This is a genomic window from Chryseobacterium sp. W4I1, from assembly GCF_030816115.1.
Classification (GTDB): domain Bacteria; phylum Bacteroidota; class Bacteroidia; order Flavobacteriales; family Weeksellaceae; genus Chryseobacterium.
The window spans coordinates 1,835,655-1,854,547 of the sequence record NZ_JAUSXQ010000001.1 but is presented as its reverse complement, the minus strand read 5'-3'; the positions used below and the strand labels follow the sequence as shown (position 1 = coordinate 1,854,547).

Here is an 18,893-nt window from a genome sequence, read left to right as displayed (position 1 = left end):
CGCATAATTGATTTAATACTATGAAAAATTGGACTTTTAGGCAATGGAACACCATTTTAGGATGGGTGATTTTCGTCATTGCATTTTTCACGTACTTGTCGACCATAGAACCCAATTTCAGTTTCTGGGATTGCGGCGAGTACATTTCCTCAGCAGTAAAACTTGAAGTAACGCATGCTCCCGGAGCTGCCTTATTCCAGATTGTGGGTGCCGTGGCAGCCATTTTTGCTTTAGGAAAAGGTGAAAATTATTCTATCGTGATCAATGCGATGTCCGCATTGTTCAGTGCGCTGACGATTTTATTTTTATTCTGGACCATTACACATTTTGTAAGGAGGCTATTAAACAAAGACTTTGAAGAAGTTACCAAGCATCAGGAAATATCCATTCTTTTTGCAGGAGCTGTAGGCGCATTGTGCTTTACATTTTCAGATACGTTCTGGTTTTCGGCGGTAGAAGGGGAAGTATATTCCATGGCTTCTATGTTTATTGCACTTTTAGTGTGGCTGATCACCAAATGGGAAAATGAATACCTGGCAAAAGACAGTGAAAGATGGATCATCCTTATTTTCTTTGTATTGGGACTTTCAGTTGGGGTACACATGATGGGGATGCTTGCAGTTCCAGCCGTTTGTCTGGTGTATTACGCAAGAAATTACAAATTTACATGGAAGAACTTTATCTGGGCCAATGCAATAACGCTTGGAATCCTGATCATTGTTTTTAAAATTATCTTCCCGTTGATCATGACGATGTTCGGAAGACTGGAAATATTCTTTGTGAACGGACTTGGACTTCCTTTCCACTCAGGAACGATAGTCGCATTTATTTTAATGACGGCGATATGTTTCTTTATTATTAAATATGCGAGAAAAGCTAAGAAAAATATTTACCAGACTGCTGCCTTGTCAGTAGTGTATATGATTATCGGTTTCTCCTGCTGGATGGTCATTCCCATCAGAGCGAATGCAAATCCTCCGATGAACCTTAACGATCCGGATACTGCTATCGGTATGCTGGATTATTATAACAGAGAGCAATATGGTGACTGGCCAACGATTTATGGACAGAATTACACCGCTTTCCTTGATGCCAACGGAATTGAGAAAAATGAAGACGGAAGTTTTAAAACTCAGAAAACCGGTGAGATCTATGAAAAAGATGAAAAAACAGGAACCTACAGAAAGACGGGTGACCGTTTCAATTATATTTTCAGTAAGTCCCAGATAAGCTTAATGCCTAGAATGTTTAATGAAGATAAAGACGTTATGGCGAACTACATTTCAATGTACGGAGCTCCGGACTTTACCTTTAATTATGCAAACGAAGAAGTGGCAGATAACCCTCAGGCCAAGCAGATCTTTGACGAATTGAGAGGTAAGTATGAAGATAAATCCATTACCGCAGCAGATTATTTAAAGGTTAAACCTTACAACCTGATCAATGTTCAAAAGCCTTCACTGGCTCAGAATATGGACTATTTCATCACCTTCCAGAATGGTTATTACTTTGTAAGATACCTGATGTGGAACTTCGTGGGAAGGCAGAATGACCTTGAAGGAAACATGGAAAACACTAAAGGAAACTGGATCTCCGGGATTTCTTTTATCGACAATGCCTTATTAGGGAATCAGGATAAAATGCCTGCTAAATTCAAGAATGAAAGTACCGTAAAATTCTTCTTTTTACCATTAATATTAGGATTAATCGGTTTCTTTTTCCAACTGAACAGAGACTTTGGAAGATTCTATGCACTGCTTTCCCTATTTGTTTTAACGAGTGTCGGAATTATTTTCTACACAGGAGTGAAGCCGTTTGAACCGAGAGAAAGAGATTATGCAATGGTAGGTTCTTTCTATGCCTTTGCCATATGGATCGGGATGGGTGCCGGAGCTATTTTATGGTTCTTACAGTCTAAAGTAAAATCTAATGGGGCAAACATCGCTTTAGGAGTAGTTTTACTAGGAGTACCATTCATGATGGGCTTCCAGAATTACAATGTACACGATAGAAGCAACAGATATACAGCATATGATTATGCCTATTCAGTATTGAAATCACTGCCAAAGAACGATATTTTATTCGTTTACGGGGATAATGATACCTATCCGGTTTGGGCGATCCAGGAAACTGAAAGATTCAGAGATGATGTAAAAGTCGTTAATTTCACCCTTGCTTCAACACCATGGAATTTAGACCAGATCAAGAGAAAAACATATAACGCAGCAGGAATTCCAAGCCAGTTGACTCATGATGATTACAGAGATGGCGTGAATGACCAGATCTATATGATGAAAAAAGAAGACTGGGAAGGCGTTTTCTCTATGTTGAAAGAACAGGGAGCGCCGGAAACAGAATTTGCAGGATTCAGAAAGTACCTTACTCAGGATTCATTAACGTTGAAAGAAGCGGTTAATTTTATCAAATTTAAATCTCCTGAGAAAGATGAGCTTCTGAAAATGTATTTCGGAGAAGAAAAGTTTGAAAAATATAATATCCTTCCGGTCAACAAGTTCATTCTTCCTGTTAACAAAGAAAATGCTTTAAAAGCAGGAATTATCACTCAGGCTGATCTTCCGAATGTTGTGAACCAGATCATGATCACCTACAAAGGAAACACCCTTTACAAAAATAACCTGATCATGCTAGACATGCTGGCAAATTTTGACTGGAAACGTCCGATCAACTTCTCATCAGGAGGGATTTACGATAGCGAAAATATCTTCTATCTGAACGAATATCTGCAGTTTGACGGATTCAGTTACAGATTGGTTCCTATCCACACAGCAGCGAATGCAGACGGAGATATGGGAAGAGTAGATACGAATTCTCTTTATAACGTAGTGAAAAACTTCAGATGGGGGAATTTTAAAGACTTAAACAGTCACTTTGATGAAACGGCTACCTCAAATATCATGAGCTACAGAATGTCGGCAAGCAGAGCAGCTTCAGCACTGGCATTAAACGGACAGAAAGCTAAAGCTGTAGAATTATTAGATCTTGCTTCCAAAGAAATTCCTGCAGAGAAATTTAATGATCCACGTTCATTAAGTGCTATGGTAACAGGATATATCATTTCCGGACAGGAGAAAAAAGGACTTCAACTGGCAGAGATTCTTAAAAAAGGCATTTTTGAAGAGTATGATTATTATTTAAGTCTTGCTCCGGCAGATCAGAACTTTGCAAGAAGACAAATGAGAACAAAGCCAATGGAATATTCTCTGGTGGTTTCTGCAGTGACTGATGCTTACAAAAAGTTGGGGCAGGATGATAAAGCCTACGCATATCTTGTAAAATCTATAGAACCGATCGACAAAAAGTTCAATGCTTTTATCAAAGAACTTCAGCAGATGGGCAAAGAGAAAGCCATACAAAAATCTGAAGATGTTCAGAAGATCACTCCTTTCTACCAGTATTTATTTGATGTGATGGAGCCTTTTGATTCCACTTATTCCAAGGAAAAAGAAAATCAGATCACCACAGCAATTATTAAGGTGACACAATAAAATCAGTAAACAAAAACGGAACTTCGGTTCCGTTTTTTTGTTATTGGCATTCATGAATTTTAAGATTATATTTGTGATACTAAAAATACATGATGATCGAGACTAAAAATAATAGGCTTCCCATTTACGCTGTAATCTGTACAGTAGTTTTTAAACTCCTCTTTCTACTGACCCATTATATTCAGGAAGACGCCTTCATTACCTGGAGAGTTGCTCAGAATCTGTTGGATTACGGGGTGATAGGCTTTAATGGAGAGACCAAAATTTCAGCTTCCACCACCCATCTGTATGTTTTTGTGTCTTATTTTTTCAACCTGATCTTCGGTAAAGAATATTTTATTGAGCCTTTACTGATCTTTAATTCTGTACTTTTTACCATAGGCACATTATTTCTTTCCCATCTTATCCTTAAAAACCCCTGGCATAAAGCTATTTTTATATTTTTAATCGGGATATTGCCGCCTGCAGTGAAGATCTCAATTCTCGGAATGGAATATGGGATCCTTTTCTTTCTGGAAATGGCGCTGTTGTATTATGGCTTCAGTAAAAACAAAAAATGGGCACTAATCCTGTTGCCTGTTTTAATTATGTTTACAAGGATTGATACCATCATTTTCCTGGGGATTGTATTTCTTGTTGATATTTTTTGGAACAGAAAGATCAGATGGAATTATATTTTCGGAGGAATGCTAGGCATTATATCGGTACTTTCCTTTAATTGGCTATATTTTGGAGAGCTTGTGAATAATACGATTGTGGCGAAAAAACTTCTTTATGAACACGATTTTACCTTTGCTCAAAACCTTAACTATTTTCTTGTAAGCCTGGGGAATTTCTGGGGAATGCTGAAACTTCCGGGAAACTTTAATCCGGTAACGATTATCGTATTGATTTTCGAACTATTATGTTTCATTTATCTTGTAAGGCAGAGGGAAAAAAGAAATTATTTCCTTTGGATGATCTTTCTTTTTGGCTGGATAAAACAGATTATATTTCTGTCTCAAAAAAGTCTGTTTGACTGGTATTATTGGGTGCCGCAGATCCTGCTTTTTGTTCCGGTCCTTATTTTTATACTGGAGCAAAAGGAGAGACGAAATCTATGGCTGTCCCTTCTGGTTGTATTTTATATAGTTCCGATGTTGGCCTTTCAAACCATACATGCTATTGCGACCGGAAACGGAGAGTGGAATTACCGCAGAGGAATCGGATTGTTTTTAGATACTTTCGAAAAAGATAAAAGTCAATGGATTCTTTTGGAGCCTGCAGGCTATATACCTTATTTTTCAGGGTTAAAAACCATCGATGAAGTAGGATTAGTAGACAAGCAGATTCAGACAGAAGTAAAAAAAGATAAAGCCCATTACTGGATTAATACTGTAAAAAACAGGAAACCCAAATATCTTCTTTCTTATAAAAACCTGTTTGAAGACAGTGATGCTGCGTATTATCAGGCCCATTATAAACTGATGAAAGAATTCAGGATAAAAGACAACCTGAAAAGTGACAACCGGATTTTGGAGAAGATTTATCATCTCAAACCATCCGGTACAGATTATAATTTGTATATCAGAGTTAATTGAAAGATTGAATGATTTAAAAATTTAAAAATTGAAACATTGAAATAGAATAAGATTTAATGTTTTTACCTAAACACTAAACACTAAACACTAAAACACTAAAACACTCACAACCTAACCTCTAATCCCTAAAAAAATGAAATACTGTGCTTTCCTCCGCGGCGTCAATGTAAAAGGAACTAATATGAAAATGGCTGATGTCTGCCAGGTTTTTAAAGATGCCGGAATGAAGGATGTAAGTTCAGTGCTGGCTTCGGGGAATATTGTTTTTTCTTCGGATAAAAATGCTTTGGATCTAAAGAAGATTCTTGAAAAAGCAATGTCTGATCATTTTTCTTATGAAGCTTTTTTATTTATAAAATCTCAGGAAGAAACACAAATTTTCTGGAACAGCATTCCTTTTGAAAAAAATGATGACCTGCATATCTACGGATTTGTAGGGAACCGTGGCGTAGAAACTGTTTTGATGGGGGAGTTCGAAATTGCTTCAAAAACTGAAAATGAAAAGGCCGAGATCATTAATGAAATATTCTACTGGCAGGTTCCGAAAGGAAATACACTGGATTCTTCTTTTGGAAAAGTTTTGGGAAAGAAAAGCCTTAAAGATAAGTTCACGAGCAGGAATATCAATACTTTTGAGAAGATTTTGAAGAAAATGAGTTAATTTTTTAACCGCTGATTTCACGGATAACCACAGATGATTGTGCATATTTATTATTTGGATATTTCCATGAATGCTTTATCTTCTCTAAAACTCTAAAACTCTAAAACTCTAAAACTCTAAAACTCTAAAACTCTAAAACTCGCCGTCAAACCCCTCAAATAATTTCCGATTCTGAAACTTTATAAGTATTTTTACTGAACTTTTAAATTCAAATAAAAAATGATCCAGTATTTAGATAATATCCATCACAAAGACTCCAAAAATTTTTTCCTTATTGCCGGTCCCTGCATTATTGAAGGTGAAGACATGGCATTGAGAATTGCAGAGAAAGTGATCACTATCACAGATAAATATAACATTCCTTATATTTTCAAAGGGAGCTTTAAAAAAGCCAACAGAAGCCGTGTAGATTCTTTTACAACCATAGGTGAAGAAAAATCCCTTGAAATTCTTAGAAAAGTAGGAGAGACTTTCAATATTCCTACCACAACGGATATCCACGAAAACGAACACGCTGCTTTAGCAGCACAGTACGTGGATGTACTTCAGATCCCTGCTTTTTTAGTACGCCAGACTGACCTTTTGATTGCTGCAGCAGCAACCGGGAAATGTGTAACCCTGAAAAAAGGACAGTTCCTTTCTCCTGAATCAATGAAATTTGCAGTTCAGAAAGTTACTGATTCCAATAATCAGAAAGTAGCCATTATTGAAAGAGGAAATTCTTTTGGTTATACAGATCTTGTTGTAGATTACAGAGGTATTCCTACCATGAGAGAATATGCACCGGTGATTTTGGATGTTACCCATTCATTACAACAGCCTAATCAGAGTTCGGGAGTTACAGGAGGAAGACCTGATCTTATTGAAACTGTTGCCAAAGCAGGAATTGCAGTGGGAGCAGACGGAATTTTCATAGAAACACATCCTACGCCGGAAACCGCTTTGTCAGACGGAGCCAATATGTTAAGATTAGATTTATTAGAAGATTTATTGCAAAAATTAACAAGAGTCAGAGAAGCAATTTTATAATTTTTTAAGATTTATTTAAACTCAAAAATTTGCTTTCCAGATGTTATATTGAAAAGGAAAACTTTTTAAAATACAATATTTGGATGATTTTAACTTTCATGATCTGAAATGTTAAATAAAGTTTAAATAAGTTAAAATAAAATTTATATATTCACGTTTGAAATTTTAAAGCATTTCTTTTGAAAAAACTAGTTTTACCATTGAGCCTTATGGTTCCTATGCTTATTTTCTCTCAAAATAGGAAAAAAGATACAGCAGATAGAGTAACAGATATTGAGGAAGTCGTTTTCCAGAAAAAAGTGGTCGGAAAAACGAATGACATTACCAATGTCAAAATTTCTGCGAAAGATGCAAAAGGAATTGCTACCATCGGTGGAGGAATCGAGGGACTTTTAAAGACCCTTCCTTCTGTAAACTCCAATACTGAGTTGTCTTCCCAATATATGGTGCGTGGTGGAAACTATGATGAAAACCTTATTTACATCAATGATATTGAGATCTACAGACCCTTCCTGATCAGAAATTCACAGCAGGAGGGAATGAGCATCATCAATCCGGATATGGTTTCTTCAGTCAATTTTTCTGCAGGAGGATTTGAACCGAAATATGGCGACAAAATGTCTTCAGCTCTAAATATTTACTATCGTGAGCCTGAAAAAACTGAACTTTCAGGAGAAGCAAGTTTAATAGGAGGCAGGTTAACTGCCGGTCTGGCTTCAAAGAACAAAAAACTGACGGCTTTATTCTCAGGAAGATACAGAAATACCAATCTTGTCCTTAATACATTGAATGAAGATACCGATTTTAATCCTACCTATTGGGATTTCCAGTCTTATATCAATTACCATTTCAGTGATAAATTCTCCATGTCATTCATTGGATATTACTCCAAAAACGACTATGAGATGATTCCAAAAGCCAAAAGCGTAACCTTCGGAAGCCTTCAGCAGCCTATTACCGTAAATATTGGCTATGGAGGGCGCGAGCAGGATATGTATAAAAATATGATGGGAACTTTTTCCCTGAATTTTAAACCTTCAGACCAATGGAAATTTACCCTGGACAGTTTTGCTTATCAGAACAGAGAAAAGGAATATTATTCTATCGCTTCAAGCTATGAGATCCAGACTTTTGATATTGTGACAGGAGCTCCTAATCCTTCTTTTGATGGAGGAGGACAGATAGAACATGCCAGAAACGACCTGTATGTAAAAACTTACGGAACACAGTTCAGAGCCAAATTTTCTCCCAATATCAATACAGACATTGAAGTAGGCGTTAAATACGAGAAAGAAAACCTGAGTGATAATACCAATGAATGGAAGTTGGTAGATGCTGCAGGATACAGCATTCCGAGGCCTGTTGACGATCCCAGAGGTATTTCGGGAGATCTTAATTTGTTTTATCAGATCACAGGACAAAATAAGATAGAACCTTCAAGACTTTCAGCGTATGCACAGTATTCTCAGAAATTTTACTGGGGAGCCAGCAAAGTATTTGTAAATGCCGGTGCCAGAGTTTCCAATTGGAGCTTTAATAAAGAAACGATCTTTTCACCAAGATTCCAGTTTGCGATAAAACCGGATTGGGATACAGATATGCTTTTCAAACTCTCGGGGGGAATCTATTACCAGGCGCCTTTCTATAAAGAGATTAAAGATCTTGACGGAGACTTCAATTCCAATATAAAATCACAGCGTTCCATGCAGTTAATTCTTGCCAACGACTTTGAATTTTATATGTATGACAGACCCTTTAAGCTGACTACTGAAGCCTATTATAAAAAAATGGATGACCTGATCCCTTATTATATGGATAACGTGAGGATCCGATATTCCGGTAAAAATAATGCCTCAGGATATGCTTACGGAATTGACACAAGGCTGTTTGGAGAATTCGTTCCCGGAGTAGATTCTTGGCTATCGGCAAGTTATGCCAGGGTTTATGAGAATATTGACGGTAGAGGAAATATCCCGAGACCTACAGATCAGAGATTCAGATTTGCAATGTTCTACCAGGATTATATGCCGAAATTTCCGTCAATGCGTGTCAACCTTACTTTGGTATACGCCATGGGACTTCCGAACGGAGCACCTGTTTTCACCGATCCTTATCAGTATCAGAGAACGTTACCTGCTTACAAAAGAGTCGATTTAGGACTTTCCAAAGTTTTCATTGATTCTAAAGATAAAAAAAATCGTTCCGGCTTTTGGGGTAATTTTGAAGAGCTGACTTTAGGTGTTCAGGTTTTCAATGCATTTAATATTAATAATACGGTAGCTAACCAATGGATTACGGATTACAACACGAATGTAATGTATCCGGTTCCGGTGCGTCTTACCGGACGTTTCTTCAATGTAAAGCTTGAATTTAAGCTATAGAAATTAGAAACGATTCTATTATTTAAAAAGAAAATCAGCTCAATCTGCAAAATCAGCGAGAGTACAAATAAAGAAAGCTTCTGAATATCCAGAAGCTTTTTCTTTTGCAGAATTTTATAACAAGTATACCTAATTTTATAACATCAGTTCTGGGAATATTTCTACCTTTGTCCTGTTAATGAAAAAGATTCTCGCCATATTATTCTCTGTTTTCTACTTTGGATTTTCTTCCGGAGCAGCTTTCAGTGTACATTTCTGTATGGAAGAGTTTGTTTCCGTAAGTCAGAAAACCACCGATATTTGTGGCAAATGTGGCGTTAAGGAAAAAAAAGGATGTTGTAAGACCGAAGTAAAAGTGGTAAAAGTAGATGATTCACAAAAATCAGATCTGCTTAAAATTGATTTTTCCAGTCAAATACTACCAATCTTAGAACATCATCAGTTTTTCTATACTGATCAGTCTTTTTCAGCTTCAAAATTTACCCGGATAAGAATCAATGGACCACCTGAATTCAGGCCGGTACCTATTTATATCAATCATTGCAATTTTAGAATTTAAGATCCGTCTGTTGTCTGGTATGTATCAGATGAGCATTCCTTCTTAGACAACACGGTTCAACGCATGATGCGTTTCAATTATTCCTTATTAATTAATTCTAAAATTAAAACAATGAAAAAGTATATCATTACAGCAGCATTATCTTTATTCTCAATTATTTCACTTTCTGCCCAGTCTAAAAAAGATGCCCAGGTTTCAAAACTGTACCAGAACTATATTTCCATTAAATCTGCTTTAGCTTCAGATGATGCAGATAAAACATCAAAGGCAGCAGCAGAATTTATCAAAACAGCCTCAACAGTAGATTATAAAATGGTTTCGGAAGGTAATCTTAATATTCTGAGAAAAGATGCCACCGTTATCTCTGATGCCAGGAATATTGATTCCCAAAGAGAAACCTTTTCCAACCTTTCTGAAAATATGATTGCTTTGACCAAAGAATTTAAGCTTTCTGAAAAACCAGTTTATCTACAGTATTGCCCTATGGCTGACGCAAGCTGGTTAAGTGATGACAAACAGATTGCCAATCCTTATTACGGAAAGTCTATGCTTTCTTGTGGAAGCGTCAAGTCAGAGATCAATTAATTATTCTATTTAATTTTATAACAATAAGTTGGATAGCTTAGGGTATAATTGTCTTTAAGCTATTCAATTTGAAAAAGTTCGGAATATTATGAAAAAAGTAATCATATTTCTCGTGCTTTTGTTCTCTGTTTTCACTTTCGCACAAACAACGAAAACCTATTATACCTGTCCGATGCATGCCGAAGTAGTGTCTTCCAAACCTGGAGACTGCCCGAAATGCAAAATGACACTGGTGAAGAAAACCGTTGTGACAAAACCGAAAGTTACGCTACAACCACAAATAAAACCTGCACCGAAAACAGTACAGAAAGCAACGGAAATTAAACCCAAGATAAATAAAGCTAAAGTTCAGACTGAACACAATCCCAAAGAAGCTAAAAGAATTAAAACTGAACATAAATCTCAGGCCAAGGCTTCTAAATTTGTAGCTCAACCCGCTTCTGTTTATACCTGTACCATGCATCCTGAAGTACTTTCGGACAAACCGGGAAAATGCCCTAAATGTGGTATGGAACTGGTAGAAAAAGAAAATCAAAAGCATACTGTAACAGAAGAATCAAAAGTTGAAAATTCTGTATTCAAAAAAAATTCTGAAAATGGAAAAGTCACCTTTGGAGGCAAAACGGTAAGATATGATCTCTATGTAAAAGACACCATTGTCAATTTTACAGGAAAAAACCGCAGAGCAATTGCCATTAATGGAAAACTTCAGGCCCCGACTTTATATTTTACAGAAGGGGATACAGCAGAAATTTATCTTCACAATATGCTTAAGGAAAATACCGGGCTGCACTGGCATGGTGTAATTCTTCCCAATGAACAGGATGGCGTTCCGTACCTTACCACAAAGCCTGTAACACCCGGAGAAACACATTTATATAAATTCAGGGTTTCCCAAAACGGAACCTACTGGTACCATTCGCACGAAGCGCTTCAGGAACAGATTGGAATGAATGGTATTTTGGTATTCAATAAAAGAGATGGAGAACCAAAACCATCTTATACAGCAGAAATTCCGGTATTACTTGGCGACTGGAGTGACGAAGATCCGATGCAGATTGCAAGAAGGCTTCACATGGCCAATACAGACTGGTATGCTGTTAAGAAAAATGCAGTACAAAGTTATTGGGAAGCCATCAAATCCGGAAATTTCGGGACAAAAGCTCTGAATGAATGGAAAAGAATGGAAGCCATGGATGTCAGCGATGTTTATTATGACAAATTCCTGATTAACGGTCTTCCAAGTTCAGATTATTCTCATCTGCAAGCTGGAGATAAAGTAAGATTGAGAGTAGCCAACGGCGGTTCATCCACTTATTTTTGGCTGAATTATGGCGGCGGAAAAATAAAAGTAGTGGGAAATGACGGGAATGATGTGGTTCCGGTAGAAGTGGATCGTCTTATCGTCGGGGTTTCTGAAACCTATGATATTGAAGTGACTGTTCCTGAAAATAAAAGCTTTGAGTTTAAAGCTACTTCCGAAGATAGAATAGGACATGCTTCATTGTGGTTAGGTTCCGGTGAGAAAATAGGAGCTCCCAATCTGCCAAGACTAATGCTTTTTGAAGGAATGAAAATGATGAACGGCATGATGGAAATGAGCGGGAATATGAAGCCGATGAATATGACCATGGGCAATCAGATGATGGATATGAATGAAGTAATGTATCCCGAACTTCCTGAAAGTCAGAAAAAAATGACGGCAAAACATATGAAGGAGATGATGGGAATCAAAACGGAAGAAGATGACAAAGAGAAGAAGGAAGATCATTCCCAGCATTCCGAAATGGATATGAAGGAAGAAAAAACAATCAAAAGGCTATCATACAACCTGTTAAAGTCTCCTGAAAAGACCATTTTTCCCGCTGAAAATGTCAGAGAACTGAAGTTTACGCTTGAAGGAAACATGAATCATTACCTGTGGACTCTTGACAATAAAACCGTGACGGAAACAGATAAGATCATGATAAAAAAAGGAGAGATCCTGAGAATTACCATGTATAATAATTCCATGATGCGTCATCCAATGCATCTCCATGGTCACGATTTCAGGCTGATCAATTCAAAAGGAGAATATTCACCGCTGAAAAATGTAGTCGATATCATGCCGATGGAAACCAACACCATTGAATTTGCAGCCAACCAGGATGGTGACTGGTTTTTCCACTGTCATATCCTATACCATATGATGGCGGGAATGGGAAGGATTTTCAGTTATGAAAACTCTAAACCAAATCCACAACTACCCAACAGAAAACTAGCCTGGAAGAACTTCCTGAAAGATAATCAGATGATCAGCTCTATGGCAATGCTGGATGTTGCAAGCAATAAAATACATGCTGAAACCATGACGATGTTTGGACCAAGATGGGCTAATTTAAATGAATTTCATTCCAACTGGGACTTTGATCATTTCGAAGGAAGTGCAAAAGTTGGAAGATTTTTAGGAAAATTCCAATGGGCACTTCCATATGCCGGTTTTAGAATCCAGAAAAATCATGAGATCATGGAAAGGCAGATGTCAGAAGATATGGGTATGAATTTCCATGGTAAAAAGACCTGGTTTGGCCAGCAGAAAGCGTCAAAAGACCGATATGCTTTCATGGTTGGTGTACAGTATCTTTTACCAATGCTGGTCACAGCTGATGCAAGTATAGACCAGAATGGGAAAGTATTGTTGGAATTAAGCAGGGAAGACATTCCCATTTCCAGGAGGATAAGGGGAAATTTCAGTCTCAATTCTGACGGAGAATTTTCAACAGGACTGAGGTATATTTTACAGAAATGGGTATCCGTTTCCGGAAATTATGATAATGAAATGGGCTGGGGCGCAGGACTCACCTTCACTTACTAAATGAAAAGGCTGTCATTCGTGACGGCCTTTCTATTTATATTCTTCTTCCAGACCTTAATTAGCGGGAATCAATATATCATCAATTAAATCTGAAAACAAAGCCTGCCCATGTTCAATCCATGAGCAGGCTTTTTTATTTTAATGCTGAATATTCAGTATATTTTATTTTGAAGCTTTTGGCGAAGATGCCGATGCTTTTACTTTTTCTGTTGGACTGTAAGCAACGTTTTTAATATCAACCGTCATTTCTTTCAGTCGTTTTGCTACAGCTTCCGGCATTTCTTTCTGGTATCTTCCTCCAATGATTTCTGAAAGGAACTTTTCTGTTTCCGCATACATCGCCATGTTATTCACAGGCTTTCTGAAACCGTGACCCTCATCGTCTGCCAGTATATAATTTATTTTTTTTCCTTTTTCACGAAGTGCAATCACAATCTGATCTGCTTCAGCCTGCTTTACTCTTGGATCATTGGCTCCCTGAATAATTAATAAAGGCTTCACTATTTTATCTGCACTGAAAAGCGGACTGGCTTCACGCATACGTTTTTTACCTTCTTCGGTTCTGGGATCACCTACCATTCCGTACAGAGAAGCACGCGCAGCTTCCCAATAGGCTGGTACAGAATCCAGTAAGGTAAATAGATTGCTTGGTCCTACGATATCAACACCTCCCGCATAGAGATCCGGCGTGAAAGCCAGGCCTGCCAGAGTTGCATATCCGCCATAGCTTCCGCCCATGATCACTACTTTATTTTTATCAGCAATTCCTTTGTCAATCAGGTATTTTACACCCCAGGTGATGTCGTCCTGCATCAGTTTTCCCCACTGCAGATCCCCAGCGTTTTTGAATTTTTTACCATAACCACCACTTGCCCTGAAATTAGGTTGCATTACAGCATACCCTCTGTTGGCTAAAAACTGCACAGTTGAGCTGTATCCCCAATAATCTCTCGGACCTTTCGGACCTCCATGAACCAGGACAACAACCGGCAGATTTTTTCCTGACGAACCTGAAGGAACGGTCAGATAAGCAGGAATTTCAAGGCCATCACTGCTTTTATAAGTAATGGGTGACATCGGAGCTAGATATTTTTCCACCTTTTTCAATTCAGGTCTTGGTGTATACTGGAAGATAAGTTCTCTGGTTTTAGCATCAAAGAAATAAGATTCAGAAGCATATTTATCGCCCCAGACTGAGATTAAAAATTTAGAATAATCTTTTGTCGAACTGGCAAAATCTACTTCTCTTCCTGGAAATTTACTCTGGAGGAATTTGTAATTCCCTTCCCATGTTTTATCCTTCCAATAATATTCAGTTTTATCTCCTGTATAGGAAGTGGAAATGATTTTTCTTGTATTTCGGTCTACAAATAATCCCCCGAAATCCACCTTTCCTTTCGGATCAGCTTCTATTTTTGTCATCTGTTTGGTTTTAGGATCCATCAGGTACAAAGTAGATTTGTCTAGATCACCTTTGTCTGTTACCATGTAGAATTTTGAATTGTCTTCATTCCAGTTTGGAATATATGCTTCTTCTGTAACCAAAGTTTCGTAGATCGGAGTTAGTTTATCGCCTTCTTTATACAGGAACTGGGTTGTTCCTTTTTCGTCGGTTTTGGATAAGATTCTCAGATTTTCATCCCAATCGAAATCATAACCTGTAATCCGGTCTTTGTTTTCATAGATCTTTTTCAGTTCGCCGGTTGAAATTTTCAGTGAATACAGGTCGTGCCATGCTTTATCACGGTTATTCAGCCCGATCATCATCAGATCAGGATCTTTTTTGCTGACCATTTGAATCTGTGCAGTAACTTCATTGAGAGGGGTTAAATTTCTGGATGCCGGAACTCCTTTATCCGTTTTTGCCACAGGGTCAACCGCAAAAATATTCATATTTTCGTTTCCGTTATTATCTTTAACGTATAGAATGTATTTTCCGTTTTCTGACCAAAAATATCCGGCCAGCGGGCGTTTACTATCTGTTAACGGACGTGCTTTATCAAAAGGTTCATCTGCTTTTTTTACCCAGATATTCATGATTCCTTCATACTGCTTCATAAACGAGATCCATTTTCCGTCAGGGCTTAGCTGTCCACCTGATATTTCAGGATTTCCGTAAAAAAGCTCTCTGTCCAGCAACGGGACTTCCTGTGCCTTTGTAGTCATCAGACTTGCGAATAAGGCTAATAAATAAAAGATTTTTTTCATTTTTAAAAATTTATGATATGGTAATATTCCTCCATGGATTTTATAGGAGAGTATATCTGATTGGTAGTTATTGTTTTGCGAATGTTACAGCAATTGATACGGAATAGCGAAGAAGTTATGCTTAAGGCTTTAGTGATAGGGCAAAGTGCTGCAGTTCAGAATGGTTATTTCTATTTTTAGCCATATTCAATACAGTTTTGATGATCTGCCTGAGAATAAAGTTTAAATTTCCAGCTGAATGATTTTCTCTGCCATTTTTTGATTGGTATTTTCCGGAATTAGCCTCATCAAGAAATTCCGCAATGTATTTCCTTTTTCCCATTGTGATATTTTCCCGATATTCCAGCTTGTATCCACAATATAGTTTACCTTTTTCTGTCTGATCTTCTGAAACTGTTCAAAAACAGCATTGAAATTCTGACTGGTTTCTAATAATCGGCCAATGATATAGGCATCTTCAATTGCTTGACAGGCACCTTGTCCCATATTGGGGGTAGTGGCGTGAGCTGCATCTCCAATCAGACACAGATTCTCAGAATGCCACAAAGGAATAGGAGAGAGATCAATAATATCATTAAGAATAATATTTTCTTCTAAAGTTGCTTCAAGAATGTTCAAAACAAGAGGGTGAAAATCTTCAAAATAATCACATGGTTCCAAATAACGTTTGTGTTTTCTTTCGTTAACCAAAGCATACCAATACAACTTGGTGTCTGAAATCTTCACAAAACCGAAGCGCTTTCCCTTTCCCCACATTTCAATGGCTTCCTGATTAAATTGCTGTGGTAAATCAAATGTTACCAGTCCGCGCCAGCATTTCTGCCCTGCACTACGGATGTTTCCTGTTCCCAGGATCTGATCTCTGATCTTAGATTTTATCCCGTCTGCGCCAAAAACTATTTGACTTTCTACCTGAACCCCATTTTCAAAATGTAAGGAGTAATGGTCTTTATTTTCAATCTTACTTAAAGAGTGATTGAGCTGAATATGTTCATATCCGATGTTTTCTGCCAGAATTTTCTGAAGTTCTGCCCTGTGAATTGCAACATTGCAGGAATTGTATTTTTTTTCCAGCGCAAGAATACTGGTTTTTGTGATGGGTTTTAAAGATTCGTCTGTTATAGAAATGCCGTGGATCTTATTTCCTGCGTTCTCAATTTGTTCCTTTAACCCCAATCTGTCAAAGACCTGCATAGCATTGATGGCCATCATAATTCCTGCTCCCACAGGTTTTATTTCAGGAACAGATTCATAAATCGTAAAGTCAAGCTGATGCTGTTTCAGGATATTTCCCAGACTAAGCCCGCCAATTCCTGCTCCTATGATTGAGATATTGTCCATCAGAATTGGTTTTGATTTTTTTATAGGGTTAAAATATAATTCTCAGATACTTTTTTAAATCCGTATTTATTGAAGAAATGATGAGCTCCTGTATTGTTGAGCCCGCTTTCCAGCATCATAAAGCTGATATTCCAGTTTTTAGATTCTTCCACAGCTTTTTCCAACAGGGTGCTTCCGAGTGATTGACCTCTGAGCGATTGGTCTAAAAGCATATCTTCCAGTACTGCATAATTTTTAAACCCTTGAATAATATTGAAAACCAGCATTCCTATGATTTTTCCCGCTTCATTTTCAGCAATTAGAATGTTTAATTTTGAATTCTGATCAGCATTAAAGCCGGAATCAAACTGTGCCGTTAAGATCTCTTTAAGGTCAGGATTCCAATGGTTTGAATCTAAGGCTCTTCCGGAAATAATTTCGCCGTGAGAAATATAGGAATCTGTTTTATGGGTGATGAAAAAATCGACCAGTTCTTCAGTTCGGGTAGTATCGGAAAGCCATTTTGTGGTGTAATTCATTGTTTTATTTCAATTTTTTCAGTTCGTTCAGTAATTGATTCTGTTTATTGATGAAATGTTCCAGACTGTCTGTTTTCAGAGGATGTGCATTCTGGTATTTTTCGATTTCAGGAAGTGTTTTTCTGATTTTGAAGGCAATATAGTAACTGTAAATGCTTAGGTTATTTCGATTGATTTGAAAGGTAAGCTCTTTTAATTTTTGTGTTTTCCCATGATATTTATCCGAACTTTCTTTTACTAAATTAGTAAGCTGTTTTCTTAAGATTGAATCATTAATAGTTTTCGCTCCATATTCAGCATCAGAATAATATTCATCGTTTTTACGGAGTATATCTTTATATAAGTCTTTGACTTTACGGCTATCTTCCTGTAATAGAATAATTTTTTTGTCCAGCCTTTTTAGACTTTCATCATTTTTAATTTGCTCATAATAAATTGCATCAAGCATATTTTGGCCTTTACTAAACCTTGTTGAGGACAGCTTAGAATCTGTATTATCAACGGCATTTTCTACAGCTGCTGCATTTTTAAATTTGTTTTCTTTACAGGAAAGCACTGCCACAGCTAGGGCAGAAGCAAAAAGTATTTTTTTCATAAGTTTTTAGAATGGTATTATTTCTTATTAGTTGAAGATACTCGTAAAATTGTTACAAAAAAAACGGAGCCTGAAAACAGACTCCGCATACATTGTTTTGCGATAAATTTATTTACCTAAATAAGATTTTAGAATCTTACTTCTGGTATTGTGCTTCAATCTCTTGATCGCTTTTTCTTTAATCTGACGAACTCTCTCTCTTGTAAGATCGAAAGTCTCACCAATTTCCTCTAAAGTCATCGGGTGTTTTCCGTTCAATCCGAAGTACAATCTTACCAAATCAGCCTCTCTTGGAGTCAAAGTATTCAATGCTCTTTCAATCTCAATTTGTAGAGATTCAAGCATCAAATCTTTATCCGGACTTGGAGATTCTCCTGAACGTAATACATCATAAAGATTAGAATCTTCACCTTCTACTAAAGGTGCATCCATGGACAGGTGTCTTCCGGAGTTTTTCATCGATTCTTTAATATCTTCCTCGCTCATGTCAAGAACTTCAGCCAATTCTTCCGGAGAAGGTGGTCTTTCATTTTCCTGCTCAAGGTGAGCGTATGCCTTATTAATTTTGTTGATAGATCCAATCTTATTTAAAGGAAGCCTTACAATTCTTGACTGCTCAGCTAAAGCCTGTAAAATTGACTGACGAATCCACCACACCGCGTAAGAGATAAATTTGAAACCTCTAGTTTCATCGTACCTTTTTGCCGCTTTCATCAGTCCTAAATTACCTTCATTAATTAAATCGGGTAAAGAAAGACCTTGATTTTGGTATTGTTTAGATACAGAAACTACGAAACGAAGGTTGGCTTTGATTAATTTCTCCAGTGCTGCTCTGTCGCCCGCACGTATTTTTTGTGCCAAATCTACTTCTTCGTCCGCAGTAATCAGTTCCACTTTACCAATTTCCTGCAAATACTTGTCTAATGAAGCAGTTTCCCTGTTGGTAACCTGCTTAGTGATTTTTAATTGTCTCATCTATTTTTATCCTCAAAAAAGAGTTACTATATATAATACGTATGAAATGATACAAAGGTTACACCAGTTTTAATTATTTTTTAAATTAGAAGAAATCGGAG

The 18,893-nt window shown here is 37.2% G+C and carries 13 protein-coding genes; 8 read left to right on the top strand and 5 right to left on the bottom strand.

From position 1 onward, the window contains the following. The first annotated feature begins 20 nt into the window (after window positions 1-20). The 8 genes from QF044_RS08580 to QF044_RS08545 all read left to right on the top strand — a co-directional run bounded on the left by QF044_RS08580 (window position 21) and on the right by QF044_RS08545 (window position 13,155). A complete protein-coding gene (locus tag QF044_RS08580; RefSeq protein WP_307265908.1) occupies window positions 21-3,506 on the top strand; it encodes a DUF2723 domain-containing protein in 3,486 nt (1,161 codons plus the stop codon). 89 nt (window positions 3,507-3,595) lie between these two features. Further along, the gene (locus QF044_RS08575) at window positions 3,596-5,086 is read left to right on the top strand and encodes a hypothetical protein (RefSeq protein ID WP_307265907.1); all 1,491 of its coding nucleotides are present in this window, start codon (window positions 3,596-3,598) and stop codon (window positions 5,084-5,086) included. 133 nt (window positions 5,087-5,219) lie between these two features. Continuing rightward, the gene (locus tag QF044_RS08570; protein WP_307265906.1) at window positions 5,220-5,747 is read left to right on the top strand and encodes a DUF1697 domain-containing protein; all 528 of its coding nucleotides are present in this window, start codon (window positions 5,220-5,222) and stop codon (window positions 5,745-5,747) included. Window positions 5,748-5,966: 219 nt separating this feature from the next. Next, window positions 5,967-6,776: a 3-deoxy-8-phosphooctulonate synthase gene (kdsA, locus tag QF044_RS08565; RefSeq protein WP_307265905.1), complete on the top strand. Its 810-nt coding sequence runs from the start codon at window positions 5,967-5,969 to the stop codon at window positions 6,774-6,776. A gap of 179 nt (window positions 6,777-6,955) precedes the next feature. Further along, window positions 6,956-9,157 carry a TonB-dependent siderophore receptor gene (locus QF044_RS08560; protein WP_307265904.1) on the top strand — a complete coding sequence of 734 codons (2,202 nt, stop codon included), beginning with the start codon at window positions 6,956-6,958 and terminating at the stop codon, window positions 9,155-9,157. A 178-nt stretch (window positions 9,158-9,335) separates the two neighbouring features. Further along, window positions 9,336-9,716, top strand: a complete 381-nt coding sequence (locus QF044_RS08555) for a hypothetical protein (protein ID WP_307265903.1) — start codon at window positions 9,336-9,338, stop codon at window positions 9,714-9,716. A gap of 111 nt (window positions 9,717-9,827) precedes the next feature. Next, window positions 9,828-10,301 (top strand): DUF3347 domain-containing protein, encoded by a 474-nt coding sequence (locus QF044_RS08550; protein WP_307265902.1) that lies wholly within the window; start codon window positions 9,828-9,830, stop codon window positions 10,299-10,301. A gap of 88 nt (window positions 10,302-10,389) precedes the next feature. Continuing rightward, window positions 10,390-13,155 carry a multicopper oxidase domain-containing protein gene (locus QF044_RS08545; RefSeq protein ID WP_307265901.1) on the top strand — a complete coding sequence of 922 codons (2,766 nt, stop codon included), beginning with the start codon at window positions 10,390-10,392 and terminating at the stop codon, window positions 13,153-13,155. Window positions 13,156-13,317: 162 nt separating this feature from the next. Here the strand turns inward: QF044_RS08545 and QF044_RS08540 are convergent, their stop codons facing one another. The 5 genes from QF044_RS08540 to QF044_RS08520 all read right to left on the bottom strand — a co-directional run bounded on the left by QF044_RS08540 (window position 13,318) and on the right by QF044_RS08520 (window position 18,792). After that, window positions 13,318-15,363, bottom strand: coding sequence for a S9 family peptidase (locus QF044_RS08540; RefSeq protein ID WP_307265900.1), 2,046 nt, complete (start codon window positions 15,361-15,363; stop codon window positions 13,318-13,320). A gap of 222 nt (window positions 15,364-15,585) precedes the next feature. Continuing rightward, on the bottom strand, window positions 15,586-16,704 hold the full coding sequence (locus tag QF044_RS08535; RefSeq protein WP_307265899.1) for an FAD-dependent monooxygenase: 1,119 nt from the start codon (window positions 16,702-16,704) through the stop codon (window positions 15,586-15,588). Between the two features lie 20 nt (window positions 16,705-16,724). Then, window positions 16,725-17,222 carry a GNAT family N-acetyltransferase gene (locus QF044_RS08530; protein WP_307265898.1) on the bottom strand — a complete coding sequence of 166 codons (498 nt, stop codon included), beginning with the start codon at window positions 17,220-17,222 and terminating at the stop codon, window positions 16,725-16,727. 4 nt (window positions 17,223-17,226) lie between these two features. Next, window positions 17,227-17,817 carry a hypothetical protein gene (locus QF044_RS08525; RefSeq protein WP_307265897.1) on the bottom strand — a complete coding sequence of 197 codons (591 nt, stop codon included), beginning with the start codon at window positions 17,815-17,817 and terminating at the stop codon, window positions 17,227-17,229. Between the two features lie 108 nt (window positions 17,818-17,925). After that, entirely contained in the window at window positions 17,926-18,792 is an 867-nt protein-coding gene (locus QF044_RS08520; protein WP_055859010.1) for an RNA polymerase sigma factor RpoD/SigA, read from the bottom strand. Window positions 18,793-18,893 lie beyond the last annotated feature (101 nt).